This is a genomic window from Metapseudomonas resinovorans DSM 21078 (genome assembly GCF_000423545.1).
GTDB lineage: Bacteria > Pseudomonadota > Gammaproteobacteria > Pseudomonadales > Pseudomonadaceae > Metapseudomonas > Metapseudomonas resinovorans.
This window is the reverse complement of sequence record NZ_KE384030.1, coordinates 217,401-241,666: the sequence shown is the minus strand read 5'-3', so window position 1 is coordinate 241,666 and position 24,266 is coordinate 217,401. Positions and strand designations below refer to the sequence as shown.

The window sequence follows — 24,266 nt, the reverse complement described above, 5'->3', positions numbered from 1 at the left end:
CTCCCTTGAATGATGTCAAAACGCCTTCATTTTTGCCAGAACACCTAAGCGTTTACAAGGACCTTTCTAAGAAGAACTGGATTTCCTCACCGTGAAGCACTATGCAATAGATTCTTAGGGTGTCGAAAAAGAGTCGAAAAAATTTGATAAGGAAGTCCAGAAATAGCCAGTGGTGCATCAAAAAAGCCGCAGATTGACCGCTTTTTGCTGTCATAAACCATCAATGAATTAGCCCCGAAACGGGTTTGAAGCCCGGCCACGCCACCGGGCGTGCTTGCCTTCCAAAATCTGTGATCAGGGCATAGGCGCTTGGGCCAAGGCTGAGTCTTCCCTGATCTTGCGTTGGTCGCCGATGCGGCGGGTGAAGCCGATGCGATCGAAGTATTCCAGTAGCTGGATGCTGCGTTTGCGGCCGATGGCGAGGCGGTCGCGCCAGTGGGCGGCCTTGATGCTGCCGTGTTCATCCTGCAGTTGCCGGGCCAGTGTAGCCAGTTGGCGGATGGTCGCATCCGGGTAGAACAGGTCTTTTACCACCTGGTGCAGTTGGCCGAGGCGCGCGAGTTTGCGTTCCAGCAGGCGCATGGCGCCCTCTTCCACGGTCAGTTCGCGGGCGAGTTCGCGGACCCAGGGTGGGTCGAAGCCGCCTGCTTCCAGCAATGGCCAGATGCGTTGGCGCAGGAGTTCGTCCTCGGGGCTGAGTTGTACGCGGTGGTCGGGCAGGTGCAGCCAGGGGCCGCTGGCTTGCACGGCGCCGCTGGCGAGGTGGTGTTCGAGCAAGGCGATGAAGATGGGGCGTTCCAGTTCGGAAAGTGCGTAGCGGCGCAGGCGGTCGCGGTCGGGGCCGAGTTCGTCGGGCAGCTCGGCGTGGAAGTGTGCGAGGCCTTCGACCAATTGTTGCGCCAGGGCCTGCCAGCGTTGTTGTGCGAAGAGGCGCGGGCCGAGGCGGGTGGGGATTTCCACAGCGCCTTCGGGCAGCGCCCAGCCTGTGCGGGGGCGGTTGAACTGGCGTTCCAGCCGTTGCGGGTCGAGGCCGTTGTGGGCCGTACTCAGCAAGGCTGGCAGGGCGGCTTCCAGCCCCTCTCCGCGCAGGGCTTCAAGTTCGGCCAGGCGTTCGGGCGTGCGACGGTTGCGGGCAGGCGCGAAGGGGTCGAGTACGCGGCCACCGCCAAGGGTGCGTTGGGCGGACTGGTCGCGCAGCACCAGGCGGTCGCCGTGGACCGCATGTGCAGGCGCGTTGAGCAGCAGCTGGGCGAAGGTACGCCGGCCGGGGGCAAGGCTGTTGTGTTCCAGCAGGGCTACACGGCCGGTGACATCCTGGGCGCCGAGGTGGATATGCACAGGCGTCCAGTGGGCGAGGTCGTGGGGCTCGCCGGGGAGCAGGCGCAGGTCGATGTCCAGGCGGGTGCTGGGTGCCAGCAAGGGCGGCGCCAGCAGCCAGTCGCCACGATGCAGGTGCTCCAGGGCCAGGCGTTCGCCGGCGATGTTCAGGGCCACGCGCTGGCCGGCGCAGGCTTGGTCTACCTGTTGGTTGCGGGCGTGCAGGCCGCGTACGCGCACTGTCCTGCCGGATGGGCTGAGCACCAGTTCGTCGCCTACTTTTACCTGCCCGGCAAAGGCGGTGCCGGTGACCACCACGCCCGCACCGGACACGCTGAAGGCCCGGTCGATGGGCAGGCGGAAATGGCCGTCAGCCCTGCGCCCAGCGGTAAGGGTCGCCTCGGCCAACAAGGCGCTGCGCAAGGCGTCGACACCCTTCCCGCTCACACTATCCACAGGGAAGAGTTCAGCCCCAGCCAGCGCACCAGGCGCCAGCAGCGCGACGACTTCGGCGCGCGCCTGTTCGACGCGCTCGGGTGCTACCCGGTCGATCTTGGTCAGCGCCACCAGGGCGCGGCGAATGCCGAGCAGTTCGGCGATGGCGAGGTGTTCGCGGGTCTGCGGCATCACGCCGTCGTCGGCGGCGACCACCAGCAGCAGGTCGATGCCGCAGGCGCCGGCCAGCATGTTGTGGACGAAGCGCTCGTGGCCGGGCACGTCGATGAAGGCGGTGGGCTGGCCGTCGCCCAGGTCGGCGTGCAGGTAGCCGAGGTCGATGGTGATGCCGCGCTCACGCTCGGCCGGGCGGCGGTCGCCGTCCAGTCCGGTGAGGGCTTTGAGGAGGGCGGTCTTGCCGTGGTCGATATGGCCCGCCGTGCCGACTATCACTCAACGCCCCCCTGCAGGTGCGGCAGTTGGGCGATGAAGGCCGGTTCGTCGTCGAGCTGGCGCAGGTCGAGCCAGAGGGCGTCGTCGTCGAGTCGGCCGATCACGGGAATGGGCAGGGTGCGCAGGCTCTCTTCGAGTTGGTGCAGCGCGCGGCCGCGCAGGCGTTTGGGCTGCTGCGGACGCAGGCACAGGGCTGCGCTGGGCAGGCGCGCCACGGGCTGGGCACCGCTGCCGATCATGCCGAGGGCAGGCTCCACGCTCACCCGCCAGGTGCTGCCGAGCTGGGTGGTCACCAGCGGGGCGATGCGTTCGGCCTGGGCGCGGATGTCGGCCTGCGGGCGGCTGAGCAGGCGCAAGGTGGTAAGGCGTTCGGCAAGGCGCTCCGGGTCGCGATAGAGCCCAAGCACCGCTTCGAGGGCGGCGAGGGTCAGCTTGTCCACGCGCAGTGCGCGTTTGAGCGGGTTTTTCTTGATCCGCCCGATCAGTTCCTTGCTGCCGAGGATCAGGCCAGCCTGGGGGCCGCCGAGCAATTTGTCGCCGCTGAAGGTGACGATATCGGCGCCGTCGCGCAGGGCTTCCTGCACGGTGGGTTCCTTGGGCAGGCCCCAGCGGGTGAGGTCGACCAGGGTGCCGCTGCCAAGGTCTTCCAGAAGCGGCAGGCCGTGGGCGTGGGCGATGGCAGCCAGCTCTGCCGTGGGTACGCTGGCGGTGAAACCCTGCACGCTGTAGTTGCTGGTGTGCACGCGCATGAGCAGGCCGGTGCGCGGGCCGATGGCGGCCTCGTAGTCCTTGGCGTGGGTGCGGTTGGTGGTGCCCACTTCCACCAGTTTCACACTGGCGCGGGCCATGATGTCGGGGATGCGGAACGCGCCGCCGATCTCGATCAGTTCGCCCCGGGAGATCACGCCTTCCTTGCGTGCGCCCAGGCTGTTCAGCGCGAGCAGCACGGCCGCGGCGTTGTTGTTGACCACGGTGACCGCCTCGGCGCCGGTGAGCTCACGGATCAGCCCGGTGATGAGGTCGTCGCGGTCGCCGCGTTTGCCAGTGGCCAGGTCGAATTCCAGGTTGAGCGGGTAGCGTGCGGCGAGGGTGATGGCTTCGATGGCTTCATCCGGCAACAGGGCGCGGCCGAGGTTGGTGTGCAGGACGGTGCCGGTGAGGTTGAACACGCGCCGCACCCGGCTGGAATGCCAGGCGGCGAGCCGTTCACCAGCACGGCCGGCGAGCACGGCGTCGGTCAGTTCGATGGCAGCGAGTTGACCTTGGCGGGCGGGTTCGCGCAGTTCATCCAGCAGGTCGCGCAGGGTCTTGAGCAACGCCTCGCGGCCGTATCGCTGTTGCAGGGGGGCGCAGGCCGGGCTGCGCAGAAGACGGTCGACGGAGGGCAAGCGAGCGGCCGACATGGGCATTCCTTAGCGTGGGGCAATCAGGTCCGTTGTTGAGTCTAGGTGCTTAATCCGATCCGGGGGCCAGCAGGAGGTTGGGCGCGCGGCGCAGGTAGCCCTCTTCGCTCAGGCGCAGGTCGAGATCGAGGCTGGCCAGGTCGTCGGCCTGGGCTTCGGCACCGGAGTCGAACTCCAGGTAGCACTGTTTGAGGTAGCCCTGGCAGTTGGGGCAGGCCTCGGCGCGGATCGGCGCCCGTTCGCCCTTCACGCCGTCGCGGTCGAGCGAGAGATGGGCCAGGTGTTTGCTTTCCTGGCAGTGGCTGCATTTCAGCCGCACGTAGTGCCACTCGCAGGAGCACAGCGAGCAGGCGAGGTAGCGCAGGCCGTTGTACTTGCCGCGATGACGAACCATGCCGGCCACCGGGGGTGAGCCACAGGCCGGGCAGAGGACCTTGGCCTCGCTCTCCACGATCACGTCATTGGGCAGGGCCAGCAGCCAGTGGCTGAAGGCGACTTGCAGGGCGGCGCCAACGAAGGGGGCAATGGCGGGTGGCAGCAGGTCGAACTGGCCACTGAGCAGCGCCACGCCCCAGGTCTTGCGCTGGGCGGTGTCGGCGTTCTTGAGTTGCTGAACGGCTTCGGCAACGGCGGGATTGGTGATGGCCTCTACGCGAACCAGCAGCGCGTCCAGGGCGGCCAGCCAGCCATCGGCGCGCACCAGGGCTTCGAAGGCAATGGGCGGCATGCCGTGTTCGCGGCTACGGGCAACGGCCTCGGGTGCTGGCCCGGGGAGCGCGGGTGGGTTGTCGAGGACCTGTTGCTGGGCTTTGCACAGATCAGCCACCAGCAGCAGGTAGCCGGCCAGCGGATGGCCATCGGCAAGGTGACGCAGGCGCTCGGCGCGAACCATGAACAGGTCACGACCGGGTACATGGAGGAAGGGTGGGATGTTGGCTGCGGCCTCGATCTGGCCGGGTTCGAGTATCTGGCCTGCCACGCAGGACTCCTTCAGTGGATTGGCTGTGTGTAGGGTGGGTGGAGCAACGCGATACCCGCCGTTTGCGCCTATTTGATGGGTTTCGCTTCGCTCTAGCGGAACGCCGCCCGCGCCATCCAATTGCGAACTGGCAAATCGTAGCCCGGATGAAATCCGGGAGCGGCGTTGAACACTCCCCGGATTTCGTCCGGGCTACTGGCTACGAACCCTTCGCGAATGAATTCGCTCCCACAGCGCTTATTTGATGGGTTTCGCTTCGCTCTACGCCATCCTACGGCCGTGCCTCTTGCCGGCCTCAGAGCGGGGCTGAGCCCATACAGAAAAAACACAGGCATCGGGTTCAGCGCTTGCCCTCCTCCTTGCTGACTTGCTTGTACCAAGCGCCGTGGTGTTTGCGGGCCCAGCCCTTGCTGACCCAGCCGTGGAGCATGGCGCTGATGGAGCCCTTGATCCAGATGCCGGCGTAGATGTGGACGATGATGCTGAGGATCAGCACCCAGGCGGCGAAGGCGTGCAGCAGCGCGGCGAGACGGATGATGTCGATGCCGAACAGGTGGCTGAAGTACTGCCGCCAGATCACCACGCCTGTGGCCAGCAGCACCAGCATGCTGAGCAGCAGCACCCAGAACAGCAGCTTCTGGCCGGCGTTGTAGCGTCCGACTTCGGGCAGCTTGTCCTCGCGGTTATTCACCACGTCCTTCCACTGTTTGAGCCATTGGCTATCGGACTTTTCCCAGCGGTTGTGGTGGGCGAAACGCAGGGCCAACCAGATGAAGAAGAGGAACATGGCCACGCCGAGGAACGGGTGCAGGATGCGCGTCCAGGGCCCGCCGCCGAAGAAGCTGGTCAGCCAGAACAGGGCGGGATGGAACAGTGCCAGGCCGGAAAGCCCGGCGAGGATGAAGAGGATGGCCACCGCCCAGTGGTTGCTGCGCTCGGAGGGGGTGTAGCGTTCGATGTCTTTGTTCATGTCCAGCTCCTGGTCAGGGTGAAGTTCCCTCACCCCGGCCCTCTCCCAGAGGGAGAGGGGGCGTTTATCTCAGCTCGGCGATTTCGGGTCGACCTTGTGTACCGTCGTATCGCCACGTGGCGCTTCGTCTTCGTCCACTTTGTTCGGGCCGACCCGTACGTAGTGGAAGAAGCCGAACAGCGCCACCACGCCCATGGCCAGCAGGCCCAGGGGTTTGGTGACGCCTTTCCACAGGCTGACCATGGGGCTGATGGCGGGCTCGTCCGGCAGGCCGGCGTAGAGCGAGGGCTTGTCGGCGTGGTGCAGCACGTACATGACGTGGGTGCCGCCGACACCCGCCGGGTCGTAGAGTCCAGCGTTCTCGAAGCCGCGTGATTTCAGGTCGACGATGCGCTCGGCGGCGTGTTCCTTCATGTCTTCCTTGGTGCCGAAGACGATGGCGCCAGTCGGGCAGGTTTTCACGCAGGCCGGCTCCAGCCCCACGGACACGCGGTCGGAACACAGGGTGCACTTGTAGGCTTTGTGGTCCTTCTGCGAGATGCGCGGGATATCGAACGGGCAGCCGGTGATGCAGTAGCCGCAGCCGATGCATTTGTCCTGGTTGAAGTCGACGATGCCGTTGGCGTATTTCACGATGGCGCCGGGGCTCGGGCAGGCCGCTAGGCAGCCCGGTTCGTCGCAGTGCATGCAGCCGTCCTTGCGGATCAGCCACTCCAGGTTGCCGGCCTCGGTCTCATGCTCGGTGAAGCGCATCAGGGTCCAGGTGTTGGCCGTGAGGTCTGCCGGGTTGTCGTAGGTGCCGTGGTTCTGGCCGACCTCGTCACGCAGGTCGTTCCATTCCGAGCACGCCACCTGGCAGGCCTTGCAGCCGATGCACTTGGAGACGTCGATGAGCTTGGCCACCTCGTCCATCTGGCGCACGGATGGCATGGGCGTGGTGGTGGCGGAGCGGGCGATGATGTCTTGTGATGCCATGGCTCAGCTCCTCATGCCTTTTCCACTTTCACCAGGAACGACTTGAACTCCGGCGTCTGCGTATTGCCGTCGCCGACGAAGGGAGTAAGCGTATTGGTGATGTAGCCGGGGCGCGCCACACCGGAGAAGCCCCAGTGCAGCGGAATGCCGACCTGGTGCACGGTCTTGCCGTCCACGGTCAGCGGTTTCAGGCGTTTGGTCACCACTGCCACAGCCTTGATGAAGCCGCGGTTGGAGGAGACCTTGACCCGATCACCCGCCGCGATGCCCAGTTCCTTGGCCAGCACTTCGCTGATCTCGACGAACTGCTCGGGCTGGGTGATCGCGTTCAGCCGGCAGTGCTTGGTCCAGAAGTGGAAGTGCTCGGTGAGGCGGTAGGTGGTGGCGGCGATGGGGAAGTCGGCCGCCTTGCCGAACGCTTCCCAGTCGCCCTTGAACACCCGCGCGGCCGGGTTGCTGGTGACCTTGGCGTGTTCCGGGTGCAAGGGGTTGCGCCCGATGGGGGTCTCGAAGGGTTCGTAGTGCTCGGGGAACGGGCCTTCGTTCATCTTGTCGAGGGCGAAGAAACGCGCCACGCCTTCGGGGTTCATGATGAACGGGCTCATGCCCGCTTCCGGCGCGACGTCAGCCTTGTAGTCCGGCACATCGGTGCCGGTCCAGGCCTTGCCGTTCCACCACACCAGGCGTTTCTTCTCCGGGTTCCACGGTTTGCCGGAGGGATCGGCCGAGGCGCGGTTGTAGAGGATGCGCCGGTTCGCCGGCCAGGCCCAGGCCCAGCCGAGGGTCTGGCCCATGGCGTAGGGGTCGGCATTGTCGCGGCGAGCCATCTGATTGCCGGCGGCGGTCCAGCAGCCGGCGAAGATCCAGCAGCCACTGGCGGTACTGCCATCGTCGCGCAGTACGGCGAAGCCCGGCACTTGTTCGCCAGCCTTCAGCAGCACCGCGCCGGTGGCCGGGTCGGTGAGGTCGGCCAGGGCCTTGCCGTTGAACTCGCGGGCGATCTCATCCGGCCCTGGTTCATCCGGACGCAGGTAATTCCAGTCAAGCCCCAGGATCGGGTCGGGGAAGGCGCCGCCGTCTTTCGTGTAGGCCGCGCGCAGGCGATGCAACAGGCCGCCCATGATGGCGATGTCGGTACGTGCCTGCCCCGGTGGTTCGGCGCCCTTCCAGTGCCATTGCAGCCAGCGCCCGCTGTTGACCAGGGAGCCGTCTTCCTCTGCGAAGCAGGTGGTGGGCAGGCGGAATACCGTGGTCTGGATGCTGGCGCTGTCGACGTCGTTGAACTCGCCGGCATTGCGCCAGAACTCGGAGGTTTCGGTGGCCAGCGGGTCCATGACCACCAGGTACTTCAGCTTGCTGAGGCTTTCAGTGACCTTGGCCTTGTTGGGGAAGGAGCCAATGGGGTTGAAGCCCTGGCAGAAATAGCCGTTCACCTTGCCCTGGTGCATCAGGTCGAAGTAACGCAACACGTCATAGGCCGGTACATCGAGCTTGGGCAACCAGTCGTAGCACCAGTTGTTCTCGGCAGTGGCCGACTTGCCGAACCAGGACTTCATCAGGCTGACGTGGAACTTGCCGTAGTTCTGCCAGTAGGACATCTGCCCCGGCCGCACCGGCTTGGCCGCGCGTTTGTCGATGTACGCGGCGTAGTCCTGCTCGGCATCGGCCGGCAGGGTCAGGTAGCCCGGCAGGGAGTTGGAGAGCAGGCCGAGGTCGGTCAGGCCCTGGATGTTGGAGTGGCCGCGCAGGGCGTTCATGCCACCGCCGGGCATGCCGATATTGCCCAGCAGGAGCTGCACCATGGCGCCGGTGCGAATCATCTGCGAGCCCACCGAGTGCTGGGTCCAGCCCAGGGCATACATGATGGTCATGGTCTTGCGCGGGTCGGAGGTCTCCGCAATCTGGCTCCAGACCTTTTCCAGTTGTTCCTTCGGCGTGCCGCAGATGCTGCTCACCAGGTCCGGCGTGTAGCGGCTGTAGTGCTGCTTCATCAACTGGAACACGCAGCGCGGGTCCTGCAGGGTCATGTCGGACAGCACGTAGCCGTCTTCGCCCTTGGCATAGCTCCAGCTGGACTTGTCGGGATAGGCGCGCTTGGCCTCGTCGTAACCGCTGAACAGGCCGTCCTGGAAGGTGAAGCCGTCGTTCACGATGAAAGGTGCGTCGGTGTAGTTGCGCACGTACTCGTGCTGGATCTTGTCCTGCGTGATCAGGTGGTTGATCAGACCGCCGAGGAAGGCGATATCGGTGCCAGTGCGGATCGGCGCGTAGTAATCGGCGACGGATGCCGAACGGGTGAAGCGCGGATCGACCACGATCAGCCGGGCGTTATTGTGCGCCTTGGCTTCGGTGACCCACTTGAATCCACAAGGGTGGGCTTCGGCGGCGTTGCCGCCCATGATCAGCACCAGATCGGCATTCTTGATGTCGGTCCAGTGGTTCGTCATGGCTCCACGGCCAAACGTCGGGGCAAGACCTGCCACCGTCGGGCCATGTCAGACACGCGCTTGGTTATCGAACCCCAGCATGCCAAGGGAACGCACCACCTTGTGGGTGATGTAGCCGGCCTCGTTGGAGGACGCCGACGCCGCGAGGAAGCCCGTGGTCAGCCAGCGGTTCACCGTCTGGCCCTGGTCGTTCTTCTCGACGAAGTTGGCGTCGCGGTCGGCCTTCATCAGCGTGGCGATGCGATCGAGGGCGTCATCCCACTCGATGCGCTTCCACTCGCTGGAGCCGGGCTCGCGAATCTCCGGGTACTTGAGGCGGTTGGGGCTGTGGACGAAATCCAGCAGACCGGCGCCCTTCGGGCAGAGGGTTCCACGGTTCACCGGGTGATCCGCGTCGCCTTCGATATGGATGATGTTCTGCGCGACGTTTTTCGCCGCGTCGCCCTGGCTGTACATGATCAGGCCGCAGCCGACCGAGCAGTAAGGGCAGGTGTTGCGCGTCTCGACAGTACGCGCCAGTTTGAAATGGCGCACCTGGTCGGCGAAGGCTTCCGGGGGCGCTACCCCCAGAGCCGCCAGGCTCGATCCTCCAAGGCCCACGGCACAGACCTTGAAGAACTGACGACGATTCATGTCCATCGTGTTCTCCCTCATCAGGCAGGCCCTGCCCAGTACATAGCTGGGCAGGCATATCCAATAAAAGGGTAGTCAGGTTCGGGGGTAATGCCAGAAAGGGAGCCTGGAGGGGCGCGGGTGGCGACCTATTGGCAGACTGTCGAATCCCGACAGGTCTGCAACCGAGCGCCAACATGCCCAAGGGAGAAACGCAGTGGCCTTGAAGGAACTGACCGGCGACGATCGGGCATACTACGCGCCCCTATTTTTCCCGGAGATCGCCATGCCCAAGGCCTGGTGACTACTCGCCCTGCCCTTCGTCGCCGGCTCATTCCTGCCCTTGCAGGCCGGCATCAACGGCCAACTCGCCAAGCAGGTTTCCAGTGTCATGAGTGCGGCGCTGGCGTCCTTCGTGGTGGGCACCCTTGCGCTGCTCACCGTGGTGCTGATGCAACGCGACCTGCCAACGTTCGAGGCGCTCAAGGGCGTGACCTGGTGGCAGTGGAGCGGCGGCCTGCTGGGCGCCGTGTTCATCGCGACCGCCGCCTTCGCCGGGCCGCGCATCGGTGCGCTGCTGTTCATGGCGCTGGTGCTGGCCGGCCAACTGAGCATGGCGCTGATGCTGGATCACTTCGGCTGGGCCGGTTACCGCGAAGCGCCTATCAGCATGGGCAAGCTGGCCGGTCTGGCGCTGATCATCGGCGGCGTCTGGCTCATTCGTCGGGGATAAACGGAAGCAATGTCAATCTGATGTCATTGGCGCAATGGAACGGCTAAGCTCAGCCGACCTCTGCTGTATCTGTGATCACAAATAGATGACCGACGCCGATCTACCTCATTCCCCAGAGCGATTCCGCCTCTGGCGCGAAGTGCAGGACACCCGCACACGCACAAGGCTTGGCGGCGTCTACTACTTGCTGGCCTGGCTGCTCTGCTGGTTGTTCAGTGCAGCCCCCATGCAGCACCTGGCCGTGGGACTGGCCGGCTGCGCCTTCTTTACCCTGATGCTGGCTGCGCGCGTGCTGCACCATCCGCCCGCAGCGGGCAGCGAGCCCGAGCTGCAGCGCTGGCTGGACCGTCACTGGGGCGTGATCCTGGTGTCGTCCATCGGCTGGGGCCTGGCCCATGCCTGGGTGCTGTTGTCGCCCGAATTCCTGTCGTCCAGGTTGATCGGCACCCTGGCCACCGTTGCATTCAGCACCGCCATGGCCTTCAACTTCGCCATGCGCCGACGCCGCGCGATACTGGCCATCCTCCTGCTGTACCTGCCGGGGCTGGTGGCGTTGAGTGTGTCGCCAGACAGCACGCGCGCCGAGCTGATCACCCTCATCTTCTACCTCAGCTACCTGCTGCTGGCGCTGAACCGCAGCCACCGCGAGTACGGCACCATGATTGCCCTGGAGCTACAGTTGCTGGAACAACGCCAGCGCCTGGATACCCTGAGCCGCACCGACGGCCTGACCCAACTGGGCAACCGCTACCAGTTCAACAACCTGTTCCCGGCGATGTGCGCCAGTGCCCAGCGCCATGGCGGCGAGTTGTCGCTGCTGCTGATGGATATCGACTTCTTCAAGCGGGTCAACGACGAACACGGCCACAGCATGGGCGATGCCTGCCTGCGGGCGTTCGGCGAGCGCATGCGCGCGATCTTCCGCCGCGACAGCGATGCCTTACTGCGCCTGGGCGGCGAGGAGTTCGGCGTGCTGATGCCAGACACCAGCATGGAGCAGGCCCGCCAATTGGCCGAGCTGTTCCGTGAAGACCTGGCCAATCGCGGCTTCGAACTCGACGGCCAGCACTTGCCGGTTACCGCGAGCCTGGGCCTGGGCTGTTTCGACGAGCGCGACGGTGGCAGTGCCGAGGCCTTCTTCAAGCGCGTGGACGATGCGCTGTACCGCGCCAAGGCACTGGGGCGGGACCGATTGGAATTGGCGGAGGCAGAGCCTGGCCCTGCGTCCCTCTCCCCCGACCCCTCTCCCTGAAGAGGAGAGAGGTGACTCGCGCCGGAGCCGCCCTGCTCCCGCCGCACCGCTCTCTGTGGGGGCGTCTGCACGTCGTAGGAGCTGGCTTGCCAGCGAATGGCCCCGTTTCGCTGGCAAGCCAGCTCCTACAAGGCTCTTGCCCGGTGGTAAGTCTCGCAACCGCTAACGCAGACATAACGAATTCATTCGCCAAGCGGGACAACGTCCCGCCGCCCGCTCCCCTTACAACCTGAACTTGCCCACCTGTTGCGCCAGGTCGCCAGCCAGGCGGCTGAGGGTCTGGCATTCTTCGCGGCAGCCACGCACTTCGCTGGCGGTGGCGTGGGCCAGGTCGGCGATACCCTGGACGTTGCGGTTGATTTCCTCGGTCACCGAGGACTGCTCTTCGGTCGCCGCCGCCACCTGGTGGTTCATGTCGCTGATGCGTTCCACCTGGTCGGTGATGGCGCCCAGGGAGGTGCCGGTGCGCTGGCTGGCTTCGACACCGGTGCCGGTGGCGGCCTGGCCGGCGTGCATGGAGTGCACCGCGGTTTCGGCGCCGTGCTTGAGGCGCTGGATCATCTGTTGGATTTCATCGGTGGAGGACTGGGTGCGGCTGGCCAGGGTGCGTACTTCATCGGCAACCACGGCGAAGCCACGGCCCATCTCGCCGGCGCGGGCGGCTTCGATGGCGGCGTTCAGTGCCAGCAGGTTGGTCTGTTCGGAGATGCCGCGGATCACCGCCAGCACCTGGTCGATGGACGCCACCTGGCTGGCCAGTTCGCTCACCGCCGAGGCCGCGACGCCGATCTCGTTGGACATCTTCTCGATATGCCCCACCGACTCGCCCACGACCTGCCGCGCCTGCAGGGACTCATCGCGTGCATGCTGCGACGCCTGGGCGGCTGCACCGGCGTTACGGGCGATCTCCTGCACGGTGAGACCCATTTCGTGCACAGCCGTGGCCACCATGTCGGTCATTTCCTGCTGCTGGCCGGCGCGACCGGCGGTGTTGTCCACCACCTGGGCCACTTGGCCGACCACCTTGTGCAGACGCTCGCTGGTATCCAGCACTTCACCGATCAGGCTGCGCTGGCTTTCCAGGAAGCGGTTGAAGCCGCGGGCGAGGTCGCCCAGTTCGTCTGCGCGGGATTCATCCAGCCGACGGGTCAGGTCACCACCACCGCCGCCGATTTCCACCAGGGCCGCGGTGACCTGGCGGATCGGCCGCACCAACCCGCGAGCCAGTAGCACCACCAGCAGCAAGCAGACGGCGAGCACGCCGAAGCCGGCAAAGCTGCTGGTCCACATGGCCTTGCGCGCTTCGGCATAGATTTCCGCCTCGGGCACTTCACTCACCAGCAACCAGCCGACGCTTTCCAGCGGGCGGGCCAGGGCGAGGTAATCCTCACCGTCACGGCTGAAGCGAATGGCTTTGCCAGCGGAGGCCAGCAGTTCGGTCGCTGGGCTGGCGCCAAACACATCCGCCAGGCGCGCGCTGCCGTTGAGCGCGGCGTCCGGGTGGACCTTGATACCGCCTTCGCGGTCCATCAGGAACACGCGACCGCGTTCGCCAAAGCGGAAGTCGCGGATCATCTCGGACATGGACTGCAGGCTGTAGCCCAGGCCGGACACACCGAGCGTCTTGCCGTTGCGGCTGATGCGCTGGTTGATGAACAGGGTCGGCAGGCGGGTGCCCTTGTCGATGTCGATTTCCAGCACCCGGTTACGGTCGCTGTCCACCAGCTTGTAGAACCACTGGTTCTCCGGCTGGCTGCGGTCGATGGTGCGTGCCAGGCCCTGGCCGGTGTAGTAGTGGCCGCTGTCCATCACGGCGATGGAGGTGGTGGTGGCGTTCTGCTGGGCACGCACGCCTTCCAGGTAGCGGGCGAAGGCTTCGGCTCGGGCCGGATCTTCACCTTCGCTCAGCCAGTCTTGCACCAGGGCGTTCTCGGCGATGCCGGCGTTGGCGGTAATGGGCGCCGCGAGGGTGCGCTCCAGGGAATTGCCAATGGCCTCTACGCGGGCAGGCAAGGCTTCATCCAGCAGGAAACGTTCGGTCAGGCGGTTCATCAATACCGAGTAGATGCCGATGACGATGAGAATGCCGGCGAGCAGGGCTGTACCCATGCTGAAGATCAGCTGCCACTGAATGCTGCGTTGCCAGAGGCGCATGGAGTTGTCTCCTTGGAATGCTTGTTGGAGTCGAGACGAGGGCGGAAGATTGTATACAAATTGTTCGACAATTTTCCCACTCTTTGCCAACAAGGCATATCGGCGACCAACGTCAAAAACTTGAACGAACGGTCAGTCCGTGACGGTGAACTCCAGACGAGTGGTCTGTCCGGCCTCATCCAGCACGCTCAACTGGTGCCGGCCACTGCGTCGGAACGCCTGGCTGAAACTCTCCTCCGGCGCCGTGGTGACAAGCGGCGCGCCATCGAGGAACCACCAACGCCGGCCGCTTCCACCCAGAGTCGAGAGTTTGAGCCGCAGCGGCCCGGCGATGCCCGACGGGCGGCGCAGCTGGTCGCCCTCACGCACCCCGACGATGGACAACGGTGCAGCCGGTGGCGGCAACTGCGGCGGACAGGTCGGGTCCACCGCGGGTAGGCGCGCCGCACGTCGCTCGCGGCGCGGCAGCCAGGGCTCCAGGGGCGCCGGCCAGAGCACCAGCTCACGCGCCTGGGCGCCACTGCACCCCGCCGCGACCTGGCGACCTTTAGCGTTCACCCAGAGCAGCTGGCGAAGCCCCAGGCCGAGGGGCTGGTCGGCCGCAAGCAGTGTTGGCGGCGTGGTGCCCTCCAGGGTCCAGGCGAAACGCTGACGGCGACAATTCGGGTCGCCCTTGGCCATGGGCTGGCCGAGGGGCCAGCAGATGGCCGCCACACTCACCTCCGGCGGCTGCGGGTCCAGGGGTTGGGCGATGCCGCGCTGGGTGTCGCGGTTCATCAACAGGTCATGCACCTGCAGCAGCAACGGCGCGGCCGAGGCCAGGCCGAACTGACCAGGCACCGGGGTGCCGTCGGGGCGGCCTATCCACACACCGATCAGGTGACGCGGGCCAACGCCGATGGCCCAGGCATCGCGCAAGCCATAGCTGGTGCCGGTCTTCCAGGCCAGCACCGGGCGCTGGGTCAGCCTTGCACGCGGGTCGCGGTCCGGGCGGGCCTGGCCGGCGAGGATGCGGCGGATGATCCAGGCGGCGCCGGGCGACAGCAGCCTGCGCTCCTGCAGCACGTCCTGGGGCTGCAGGCGCAGGTGAGCAACGCGGCCCTGACGGGCGAAGGCGCTGTAGCCACTGACCAACTCCTCCAGCTTGCTGCCGGCACCGCCGAGGATGAGCGCCAGGTTGGGTTCACTGGCCGCCGGCAGCACCAGCGATACGCCGACGTTGCGCAATTCCCCGGCGAAGCGCTTCGGCCCATAGGCCTCCAGCAATTGCACCGCGGGCAGGTTGAGGGACATGCCCAGCGCCTCGCTGGCCGACACCGGGCCGGTGAACCCCGCGGCGAAGTTGCCGGGACGGTAGTCGCCGTAGCGCCGCGGCACATCCTGCAGCAGGGATTCGGAATGGATCAGCCCGGCGTCCAGGGCCATGCCGTAGAGGAAGGGTTTTAGGGTCGAGCCGGGGGAGCGCAGCGACTCGATCATGTCCACATGGCCGAAGCGGCGCTCATCGGTGATGTCGACCGAACCCAGGTAGGCCCGCACGGCCATGGTCTGGTGCTCCACCACCAGGATCGCCGCCGAGGTGCGCTCCGGCAGGCGCGCACGCCAACCCAGCAGCAGGTCTTCCAGGCGACGCTGCAAGGCGGCATCGAGGGTCGTGCGGATCAGCGGCGGGCTGTCGGGTTTGTTCAGTCGCCGCGCCAGCAGTGGTGCCAGGCTGGGTTCCTGGCGCGGCGCCAGGAGCACCGGCTCCTCCATGGCCTCTTGCACGGCGCCCTCCGGCCAGACCTGGAACTGCGCCAGGCGCCGCAGCACCTTGTCGCGCGCAGCCTGGGCGCGTTCGGGATGGCGGTCCGGGCGCAGCCGACTGGGGGCCTGGGGCAGCACGGCAAGCAGCGCCGCCTCGGCGCGGGTGAGCTGGGACGGCGGCTTGCCGAGGTAGGCCCAGCTCGCCGCCGCCACGCCCTGCAAGGTGCCGCCGAAGGGTGCGCGGTTGAGGTAGAGGCCGAGGATTTCATCCTTCGACAGGTGCCACTCCAGTTGGGCCGTGCGCCAGAGTTGACGCAGCTTGCCGGTGTAGGTGCGCGGGTGCGGATCGAGCAGCCGCGCCACCTGCATCGACAGGGTGCTGCCGCCGGAAAGCACGCGCCCGCCAGTGAGGTTGAGCCAGGCGGCACGGGCCAGGGCCAGCGGATTCACGCCAGGATGCTGGTAGAACCAGCGGTCCTCATAGGTGAGCAGCGCTTCCAGGTAATAGGGGGACACCTGGTCCAGGCTGACCGGGTAGCGCCACACGCCCTCGGCATCGGCGAAGCGCCAGAGCGGCGTGCCGTCCTCGGCCAGCACCACCCGCGCCAGGTCGTCGCCCGGCAGGGGCAGCGGGAATAGGCGGTCGGCCGACCAAAGCAGCGCCAACAGCGTCAGCGGAATGGCGAGCCAGGGGCGGCGGAAGCCAAGTTTGAACCAACCTTTACTCATGGAATTCGAATGCGCCTGATCGACACCGCGCCCCGGATTTCATCCGGGCTACTCGGTGTAGCCCGGACGCTCGTTGGTGACGCCTCTACTTCCCTCTCACCACCAACTGCTCCGGCGCATCGCCCAACGCCTGCCAGTTCGGTCGGTACATGGATTCCACCGTGGGCGGCGGCACGCGGTAAGTGCCGGGGGTGACGGCACGGGCCAAGTAGAGCAAGTGGGTGGTGCCGTACTCGCCGACATCCAGGGCGGCCACGTAGCGGTCGTCGCGAAACTCCTGGTGTTTGATGGCGGCGTTCTGCATGGACTTCTGCCACGCCTTCACCGCGCTGCTGGCGTCGTCCAGGCTGGCGGCGCTCTGGGCGAGGTTCTGGTTCTCCAGTTCCAGGCCGGCCGGCAGCAGGTCCACCACCAGGGCGTCGGGGACCCGTTCCTTGGCTTCAATGGCCAGGTGCACCAGCACCAGATCGCCGCTGTCCAGGGCCTTGAGGTCGAGGCGCTGGCCATCCACGCCGAGGAACTCGCGGCGAATGGTGAGGTTATCGCCTCCGGCGGGCGGTGCCGCCAACGGATAGCCGGACAACGTCAGTTGCTGATAAAGCGGTTCACTGCCGCCAGAGGCGATGCGAAGCGGCTCGGCCAGCAGGGCGCCGTCCAGCTTGAGCCCCGGCTGCTGGTTGTTCAGCTCGCGCTGCTGGTCACCCGCGGTGAGTTGCGCGCTCCAGTTCGGCTCGGGTTTGCCCAGCAGGCCACGACCGGCCAGGTACAGGGCGTTGCGTTCCTGGGTGGACAGCCAGCGCTCGCCGGCCACCAGGTCGGCCAGGTCGAACAGGCGCTGCTCGCGGACGCCGGCAGCCAGGTCGTGCTCCTCCAGCACGGCGAGAATCAGCGCCTGGTCGCGCAGCGGGCTGCCGTAGTCGGCCAGCCAATCGCGGCTTTCGCGTTGCACACGCAGGCCCAGCTCGAGGGCCTGGTCGGCGCGAGGCGCGTCGCCCATCAGCTTGAGGGCCACCGCCAGCTGCACCAGCGGCAGGCCGGAGCGGGCATCGGCGCGACGCTCCCACAGGCTGCGCAGTGCGCCCAGGGGCGCCTGCTGGCTGCGCGCCAGGACGTAACCGGCATAGGCCTGCACGGCAAAGCGCGTGTGGTCGGCATTCTGGCTGTAGCTGATCTCGATCAGGCTGCGCTCCTGCAGGTAGCGCAGCAGCCGCTCGCTGGCCTTCTTCAAGGCTTCCGGCGGCACGGCGAAACCCTGGTCACGGGCGCGCAGGAGGAAGTCGGTGACGTAGGCGGTCAGCCAGTATTCCTCTTCGCCGTCCGAACTCCACAGGCCGAAGCTGCCGTTGTAGCGCTGCATGCCCAGCAGGCGTTCGATGCCCAGTTCGATGGACTTGCGGCGTTTGTCGTCCGGTTCGCCTTCCAGGCCCAGGCGCTTGAGGGAGGCGGCATCGGCGTAAAGCGACGGGTAAAGACCGCTGGTGGTCTGCTCGACGCAGCCGTAGGGGTAGGCCTTGAGGGCGCGCACCTGCTCACCCAGATTCAGCGGCGGGCGGCTGGAGAGTTGCAGCAGGGCCTCGCGCCCATTCGGCTCGAAGGCGTCGAGAGTGCCTGCCGGCAGGCTCCAGGCATCGCCCTTGAGCACCGCGCGGAACTGCTTGAGCTGGGCCGGATAGGCCGGGCGCACGCCAAGGGTCCATTCGCGGCTGAACGGCGGCAGGTTCTCGCCCGGCAGTTCCAGGCCGTTGACCGTCACCTTGAAGCTACCCTGGCCGTAGCCGCCCACGGCGCGCACCGGGATGCGCAGGGTGGTGCGCTGGCCATCGGCGAGCTGGACAGGCGCCGTCTGGGCGCCACCGCTCTGGGCAAGGTCCAGTTGGCCGCTGCTTTCCAGGTTGATGTCCAGGCGCTGCGGCTTGCCGGAGAGGTTGGTCAGGTCCAGCGCCAGGGTGGTCTGGTCGCCACCGGCGAGGAAGCGCGGCGCAGCCAGTTCCGCTACCAAGGGTGCGGCCACGATGGTCTTGGCCTCCGCCATGCCGTAGCGCTCATCGGTCCAGGCCTGGGCCATCAGGCGCAGTTCGCCGTTGAAGTCGGGAATATCCAGGCTGACCTCGCCCTGGCCCTGGTCGTCCAGGGTTACCGGCATGCTTTGCAGGGCAACGATGGTGATGCTGGTCTGCGGGCGTTTGCCTCCGCCGGCCAGCGCCGCGTCGCCACCGAAGGCCAGGGTCGCCAGGCGCCCCTGCCCGGCTTCGATCAGTTGGCCGTAGACGTCCAATTGGTCAGCGCCATAAGCCTTGCGGCCGAAGAGCGTGGCGAAGGGATCCGGCGTGGCGTAGCCGGTGATGTTGAGGATGCCCACATCCACTGCGGCCACCAGCACGTTCACCTGCTTGGGCATGCTGCCATCGGCGTTCTTCGCCTGCACCTGGACCTTCAGCGGCTGCTTGGGCCGCATCTTCTCAGGCGCGGTGAGGGTGAGGGCCAGCTTGCGCGGCGCCCGTTCCAGCGGCAGGTGCAAAAGGCCTACGGCGCGCTTGGGCGTGACGCTGGCCTTGCGCTCGCCGGGGCGGATCACCAGCGCGCTGACATAGAGGTCGTGACGCGCCCAGTCCTTGGCCACCGGGATATCGAAGCGCTTGCCTTCGGCCGGTACTTCGATGGGTTGCCACCACAGCGGCCCTTCGGCGGACTCCACCAGCAGGTAGCCGCTGCCGGCGCTGGGCGGGGTGACCGTGACTTTGGCGGTTTCGCCGGCGGCATAGGCCGGCTTGTCCAGCGCCAGCTTGACCTGGTCCGGGCGCACTGCGCCGCCTTCGGCGTTGTCCTGCCAGCGGTAGCCGGCCCAGAAGCGCAGGCTGCTGGTGATGCCGGTCTGCGGGTCTTCCACTTCCACGCGGTAGGGGCCCCACTCCACCGGGAAGCTGACCTTGGCCGTGCCGCCGGCTGCCACCTGCACCTGTTCTTCGGAGAGGTTCAGGTACTTCTCGTTGAAGTGGTAGGTCCAGCCATCGTTGTTGGAGTAGTTCCAGTAGTAGTCGCGGCGCTCGCGCACCAGGCGCACCTTGAGGTTGTCGGCGGCCAGCTTGTTGCCTTCGGGGTCGGCCACCAGCAGCTCGAACTCGGCCAGGCTGTCGGCGTCGGTTTCCTCGCCGTCGAACAATGCGCGCAGGCCCGGCAGGCGCTCGGCCGGCCACACCGGCTGCACCAGGCGGCGGGTGATCGGGCGGCCGCCGGACTCCTGCAGGCTGGCCTGGAGGATCAACTGCAGGGGCGACTTGGCCTCGGCCCAGCGGGTTTCGATGTTCAGCTCGGTCTTGCCGTCGGCGTCGAGTCGGGTTTCGTCGAGTTCGATGTCCTGTTTCAACTCGTCCTCGGTCACCGAACCGAACTGGTAGCCGGGCAGCCCTTTCACTGCTTCACGCAACGGTCGCACGTAGAGCTGGCCGGTCAGACGGTTGCCGGAGGCCGGCGCGCCATAGAGGTAACGGCCGGTGACCTGGAAGCGCGCGCTATCGCGGGGCGCGAACGGCTGGTCGCTGCCCTTGAGCTCCAGGGCCATGCGCTCGGGCAGGAAGTCTTCGACGAGGAATTCGTAGAGCTGCGGCTTGCCGTCACCCAGATCGAAGAGCAACTGCCAGCGTCCGGTGGGTGCTTCAGCGGCGAGCTGCAACGGGTACTGGTAGAAGCCGCCCTCCCCGGCTTCCCAGACGAAGCGGCGGCTGACCTGTTCGTCGGGTCGGCGTACTTCCACGGTCACCGGCTGGCCCGCCACCGCGCGGCCATCGGCATCGCGCAGCAGGGCGTTGAGTAGCACGGTCTCCCCCGGACGGTAGAGGTCGCGCGGGCCGAAGACGAAGAACTGCAGGGCGTGGCTGGCCGGGCCGGCGATGTCGAACTCGGCCAGGTCCAGCGCGGGCGCGGACAGGCGCAGCAGGCTGGTCTGCTCATCCTTGCGGGCAATCAGCACTTCGGCCTTGGGCGGCAGCGGCAGTTCGGCGTGGCCTTTGCCATCGGTCTTGCCTTCGGCCAGTACGCGGCCTTCGCCGTCCAGCAGTTCCAGGGCGATATCGGCCTGGGCGGCGCCCCCTTCCAGGGCCTGGGTGAAGACATCCAGGCGGTCGCGGTAGCGGTGGGCGGAGAGGCCGATGTCGCTCAGGGTGAAGAGCGTCGCCGGGTTGGAATAGGTGTAGCTGCCGGCTTCCTTCATTACCGCCAGGTAGACACCGGGCTGCTTCATCGGATCAAGGTTGGCGATGGGCAACAGCAGGGTTTCGCGGGTGTTGCGTGCGGGCTTCAGGTCGAAGCGGCCGGTGTAGACCAGGTCGGCCATCTTCAGCAGTTCGCGGGCTTCCCAGACGTCCAGGGCACCGCGCTTGCCCCAGCGGGCGAGAAAACCGGGCAGGGATTCGGTCTTCACGCGGAAGAAGTCCACGTCGACCTTGTCGACGTTCAGCGCGATCACCGGCAGGCCTTCGGCCAGGCGGGTGGGCAGCAGCGAGCCACGGCTGGCGAAGCCGACGGTGGCTTGCAGGTCGCGGGTTTCCAGGCGGGTGATGTGCTCTTCGGCCAGGCGCGCGTCATTCACCGCACGCAGGCCGGGGTCGATGGTCAGCACCAGTTTGCGCTTGGGCTCCAGATGGCGCAGGCGCAGCTCCATCAGATTGTCGGAGAGCTCCCAGGCGCCGTCCACCTTGCCGTCCTTGCTGTCCACCAGGTGCAGGCGCTCGGCGAACGTCTGCTCCGGGTCCAGCGGCACCGAGAAGGTCACCGACAGCGCACTGGCGCCGTCGAGCTGCACTTCGGATACGTCGATCACCTTCAGCTCGCGGCCGGCGTAGCGCGTGGCCAGGGCGGCGGTGTCGACGGCCGGGCGAGCCGCCTGCTCGATAGCGGCAGGCGGCGACTTGCTCGCCGGCTGCTCGGGGGTGGAGGAATCGCAGGCGCTGAGCAGGCTCAGCACCACGGCCAGAAGTAGTCCTTTCTTCGGCATGGCAGGCTCTCGATGGGGAGTGCGTATAGGCGGCGAACTATAGACCAGCGTGGCGCTCCGGTGGCATCCGGATGACGGCAGGGGCGATACGCCTCTCGAAACGTCGCGCCGCTATACTGCGCGGCTTGACTGGAGCCCTGCATGAGTCTGTTCCTCGACGCCTGGCGGCATTCCCCGACCCACAAGAAGGTCTGGGCGCTGGCCGCTCCCATGATTCTCTCGAACATCTCCGTGCCCCTGGTCGCCCTGGTGGACAGCACGGTGGTGGGCCACCTGCCCCACGCCCACCAACTGGGCGCGGTGGCAGTCGGCAGCACCCTGTACATGCTGTTGCTCGGCGTACTGGGCTTCCTGCGCATGGGCACCACCGGCTTCGCCGCCCAGGCAGCCGGCCGCGCGGACGGTGGCGCCCTGCGCCAGGTGTTGTTGCAGGGGCTGGGCCTGGCCTTGGGTCTGGCCCTGCTGCTGGGCCTGCTGGCAGTGCCTTTCAGCGACCTGGCCCTGGGGCTGATGAACCCGTCGGCCGAGCTGGACGCACTGACCCGCGAATTCTTCCACCTGCGCCTGCTCGGCCTCCCTGCCGCGCTGGCCAACTACGCCCTGGTCGGCTGGTTCCTTGGCACGCAGAACGCCCGCGCGCCCCTGGCCATCCTGCTGGGCACCAACCTCGCCAATATCGCCCTGGCGCTGTGGTTCGTGCTCGGACTGGACTGGGGCGTGGCCGGTGCAGCGCGGGCGGCGGTGATTGCCGAGTGGAGCGGCGCGCTGATCGGCCTGGCGCTCACCCGTGGCGCCCTGCTCCGCCACCCCGGCCGCATCGATTGGCCGGCGCTGCGGCTGTGGCGCAACTGGCGGCCGTTGCTGGCGGTCAACCGCGACATCTTCATCCGCTCCCTGGCACTTCAGCTGGTGTTCTTCCTGCTGACGGTTCAGGGCACGCGGATGGGCGACGCCACGGTGGCGGCCAACGCCTTGCTGCTCAATGGCCTGCTGGTGACCGCCTACGCCCTGGATGGCCTGGCCCATGCCGTGGAAGCCCTGTGCGGGCACGCCATCGGCGCCCGCGACCGCCTGAGCCTGCGGCGCTCCCTGTTGGTGGCCGGTGGCTGGTCGCTGCTGGCGAGCCTGGCCTTTGCGCTGTTCTTCGCCGTTGCTGGCGGCCTGTTCATTGATATGCAGAGCGATATCACTGCCGTGCGCGAGGTGGCTCACACCTACCTGCCCTACCTGGCGCTGCTGCCGCTGATCGCGGTCTGGAGCTACCTGCTGGACGGCCTGTTCATCGGCGCCACCCGTGCCCGGGAAATGCGCGATGCCATGCTGGTGGCGGTCGCCCTTAGCCTGCCATTGGGATGGGGGCTACAGTTTCTCGGCAACCACGGACTTTGGCTGGCCTTCCTCGCCTTCATGGCAGTGCGCGGGCTCAGCCTCGGTACACTGGCATGGCGTCTGAACAAGCGCGACGCCTGGTTCGCCGGTGCCCACGGATAAGGAGTAGACAATGCTGGCCGCCCCCTGCCACCCCGATGAACCACGACGCCTTCAGGCACTGCAGAACCTGGAGATCCTCGACACACCCGCCGAGCACTACCTCGATACCCTGGTGCGACTGACCCGCGACCTGTTCAACGTGGCCACGGTGCTGATCAGCTTGATCGACCAGGATCGCCAGTGGTTCAAGGCGCGCATCGGCCTGGCGGCACAGGAAACACCACGGAACATTTCCTTCTGCGGCCACGCCATCCTCCAGGACGACCTGTTGCTGGTGGAGGACGCCCGCCGCGACCCACGCTTTGCCGATAATCCGCTGGTGCTGGGCCCGCCCTACCTGCGCTTCTATGCCGGCCAGCCGATCTACTCCGCCGACGGCCAACCCATCGGCACCCTCTGCCTGCTGGACCCGACCCCGCGCGCCTTCAGCCGCTTCGAGCGCACCCGCCTACGCGACCTGGCGACCCTGGCCCAGGGCTATCTGCAGATGCACATGCTGAGCCAGCAGACCCGCAACCTGCGCGAGGCGGTGGACCGCGAACAGCGCAAGGCGCTGATGGACCCGTTGACCCAGCTGTGGAACCGCGGCGGCTTCAACCAGTTCTACCCGCTGGAACTGGCCAAGCTACTCGGCAGCGACCTCAAGCTGGGGGTGATCTACTGCGACCTGGACCACTTCAAGAAGGTCAATGACCAGCATGGCCACGGCGCTGGTGACCAGGTGCTGTGGGAATGTGCCCGCCGCATGAGCGCCGCGTTGCGGCCCCAGGACTTGCTGGCACGCCTGGGCGGCGAAGAATTCGTCGCCCTGATAACGGTGCATGACGAGACCGAGTTGCAGCAGGTGGCCGAGCGCCTGCGCCGAGCCATCGAGCAGGAGACCATCCCGCTGGAAGGCCACGCCCTGGCGCAGACCGCCAGCTTCGGCGCGACCCTGGTACAGCCCGGCGATACCCGGACCACCGCCCTGGAACGCGCCGACCGTGGGCTGTACCTGGCCAAGCAGAATGGCCGCAACCGGGTGGAGTACCTCGCCCGGCAAGGATGACCACAACGACAACGAACCTGATGACCTGAAGGAGTTCCCATGGGACAAGCTATTGCCGCGTACCTGCATTTCCTGTCGATCTTCGCGCTCTTCGCCCTGCTCGTCCTGGAGCATCGACTGTTCAAACTGCCGCTGGACCTCGAACGCGCCCGCAGCCTGGTGCGCATCGACATCGCCTACGGCCTGGCCGCCGGTGCGGTGCTGGCCACCGGCCTGGCGCGGGTGGTCTGGTACGGCAAGGGCCTGGACTACTACCTGGGTAACGCGATGTTCCACGCCAAGATGGGGCTGTTCGTGCTGATCGCCCTGCTCTCCAGCTTCCCGACCTTCGTCTTCCTCAACTGGCGCAATACGCTGAGCGCCGGGCAAGTGCCGGAGATCAGCCCCGGCAAGGCCAAGGCAGTGATCATGGTGATCCGCCTGGAGCTGCTGCTGGCATTGATCCTGCCGCTGTTAGCGGTGCTGATGGCGCGTGGCTACGGCGTGATCGGCAGCTAAGGCTGCAAGCGGGCCCAGGCAGGACTGCGTCCTG

14 protein-coding genes are annotated in these 24,266 nt (G+C 66.6%); 5 read left to right on the top strand and 9 right to left on the bottom strand.

The window, feature by feature from the left end; translation table 11 throughout:
- Nucleotides 1-294: 294 nt before the first annotated feature.
- The 6 genes from selB to fdnG all read right to left on the bottom strand — a co-directional run bounded on the left by selB (nt 295) and on the right by fdnG (nt 9,618).
- On the bottom strand, nt 295-2,205 hold the full coding sequence (selB, locus tag G559_RS0124465; RefSeq protein WP_028630753.1) for a selenocysteine-specific translation elongation factor: 1,911 nt from the start codon (nt 2,203-2,205) through the stop codon (nt 295-297).
- Nucleotides 2,202-3,608 (bottom strand): L-seryl-tRNA(Sec) selenium transferase, encoded by a 1,407-nt coding sequence (selA, locus tag G559_RS0124460; RefSeq protein ID WP_028630752.1) that lies wholly within the window; start codon nt 3,606-3,608, stop codon nt 2,202-2,204. Before selA ends, selB begins: the two co-directional genes overlap by 4 nt.
- 49 nt (nt 3,609-3,657) lie before the next feature.
- On the bottom strand, nt 3,658-4,587 hold the full coding sequence (gene fdhE / locus G559_RS0124455; RefSeq protein WP_028630751.1) for a formate dehydrogenase accessory protein FdhE: 930 nt from the start codon (nt 4,585-4,587) through the stop codon (nt 3,658-3,660).
- Between the two features lie 340 nt (nt 4,588-4,927).
- Nucleotides 4,928-5,557, bottom strand: coding sequence for a formate dehydrogenase subunit gamma (locus tag G559_RS0124450; protein ID WP_028630750.1), 630 nt, complete (start codon nt 5,555-5,557; stop codon nt 4,928-4,930).
- 69 nt (nt 5,558-5,626) lie between these two features.
- The gene (fdxH, locus tag G559_RS0124445; protein WP_028630749.1) at nt 5,627-6,532 is read right to left on the bottom strand and encodes a formate dehydrogenase subunit beta; all 906 of its coding nucleotides are present in this window, start codon (nt 6,530-6,532) and stop codon (nt 5,627-5,629) included.
- Nucleotides 6,533-6,543: 11 nt separating this feature from the next.
- On the bottom strand, nt 6,544-9,618 hold the full coding sequence (gene fdnG / locus G559_RS0124440) for a formate dehydrogenase-N subunit alpha (protein ID WP_155945754.1): 3,075 nt from the start codon (nt 9,616-9,618) through the stop codon (nt 6,544-6,546).
- Between the two features lie 286 nt (nt 9,619-9,904).
- Here fdnG and G559_RS29295 point away from each other — a divergent pair, with 286 nt between their 5' ends.
- Nucleotides 9,905-10,324 carry a DMT family transporter gene (locus tag G559_RS29295; RefSeq protein ID WP_245586544.1) on the top strand — a complete coding sequence of 140 codons (420 nt, stop codon included), beginning with the start codon at nt 9,905-9,907 and terminating at the stop codon, nt 10,322-10,324.
- Nucleotides 10,325-10,409: 85 nt separating this feature from the next.
- Nucleotides 10,410-11,576 (top strand): GGDEF domain-containing protein, encoded by a 1,167-nt coding sequence (locus G559_RS29290; RefSeq protein ID WP_051246880.1) that lies wholly within the window; start codon nt 10,410-10,412, stop codon nt 11,574-11,576.
- Nucleotides 11,577-11,798: 222 nt separating this feature from the next.
- Here the strand turns inward: G559_RS29290 and G559_RS0124420 are convergent, their stop codons facing one another.
- The 3 genes from G559_RS0124420 to G559_RS0124410 form a co-directional block, all read right to left on the bottom strand.
- Complete coding sequence (locus tag G559_RS0124420; RefSeq protein ID WP_028630746.1) at nt 11,799-13,730, bottom strand: methyl-accepting chemotaxis protein; 1,932 nt, start codon at nt 13,728-13,730, stop codon at nt 11,799-11,801.
- A 132-nt stretch (nt 13,731-13,862) separates the two neighbouring features.
- On the bottom strand, nt 13,863-16,205 hold the full coding sequence (gene pbpC, locus G559_RS0124415; RefSeq protein ID WP_028630745.1) for a peptidoglycan glycosyltransferase PbpC: 2,343 nt from the start codon (nt 16,203-16,205) through the stop codon (nt 13,863-13,865).
- Between the two features lie 85 nt (nt 16,206-16,290).
- A complete protein-coding gene (locus G559_RS0124410; protein WP_028630744.1) occupies nt 16,291-21,195 on the bottom strand; it encodes an alpha-2-macroglobulin family protein in 4,905 nt (1,634 codons plus the stop codon).
- Between the two features lie 141 nt (nt 21,196-21,336).
- Between G559_RS0124410 and G559_RS0124405 the strand changes: the two genes are divergently transcribed.
- From G559_RS0124405 to G559_RS0124395, 3 genes are read left to right on the top strand one after another with little or no spacing between them, the layout of a single operon-like run.
- Nucleotides 21,337-22,686, top strand: coding sequence for an MATE family efflux transporter (locus G559_RS0124405; protein WP_028630743.1), 1,350 nt, complete (start codon nt 21,337-21,339; stop codon nt 22,684-22,686).
- A gap of 10 nt (nt 22,687-22,696) precedes the next feature.
- Nucleotides 22,697-23,734: a GGDEF domain-containing protein gene (locus tag G559_RS0124400; RefSeq protein WP_028630742.1), complete on the top strand. Its 1,038-nt coding sequence runs from the start codon at nt 22,697-22,699 to the stop codon at nt 23,732-23,734.
- Nucleotides 23,735-23,773: 39 nt separating this feature from the next.
- On the top strand, nt 23,774-24,232 hold the full coding sequence (locus G559_RS0124395) for a DUF2214 family protein (protein WP_028630741.1): 459 nt from the start codon (nt 23,774-23,776) through the stop codon (nt 24,230-24,232).
- Nucleotides 24,233-24,266: the final 34 nt, after the last annotated feature.

What these genes read in the sequence shown, in the direction of transcription:
- selA (WP_028630752.1), bottom strand. Translation starts at nt 3,608, where the DNA reads ATGTCGGCCGCTCGCTTGCCCTCCGTCGACCGTCTTCTGCGCAGCCCG.
- G559_RS0124450 (WP_028630750.1), bottom strand. Translation starts at nt 5,557, where the DNA reads ATGAACAAAGACATCGAACGCTACACCCCCTCCGAGCGCAGCAACCAC.
- fdxH (WP_028630749.1), bottom strand. Translation starts at nt 6,532, where the DNA reads ATGGCATCACAAGACATCATCGCCCGCTCCGCCACCACCACGCCCATG.
- G559_RS29290 (WP_051246880.1), top strand. Translation starts at nt 10,410, where the DNA reads ATGACCGACGCCGATCTACCTCATTCCCCAGAGCGATTCCGCCTCTGG.
- G559_RS0124420 (WP_028630746.1), bottom strand. Translation starts at nt 13,730, where the DNA reads ATGCGCCTCTGGCAACGCAGCATTCAGTGGCAGCTGATCTTCAGCATG.
- pbpC (WP_028630745.1), bottom strand. Translation starts at nt 16,205, where the DNA reads ATGAGTAAAGGTTGGTTCAAACTTGGCTTCCGCCGCCCCTGGCTCGCC.
- G559_RS0124410 (WP_028630744.1), bottom strand. Translation starts at nt 21,195, where the DNA reads ATGCCGAAGAAAGGACTACTTCTGGCCGTGGTGCTGAGCCTGCTCAGC.
- G559_RS0124405 (WP_028630743.1), top strand. Translation starts at nt 21,337, where the DNA reads ATGAGTCTGTTCCTCGACGCCTGGCGGCATTCCCCGACCCACAAGAAG.
- G559_RS0124400 (WP_028630742.1), top strand. Translation starts at nt 22,697, where the DNA reads ATGCTGGCCGCCCCCTGCCACCCCGATGAACCACGACGCCTTCAGGCA.
- G559_RS0124395 (WP_028630741.1), top strand. Translation starts at nt 23,774, where the DNA reads ATGGGACAAGCTATTGCCGCGTACCTGCATTTCCTGTCGATCTTCGCG.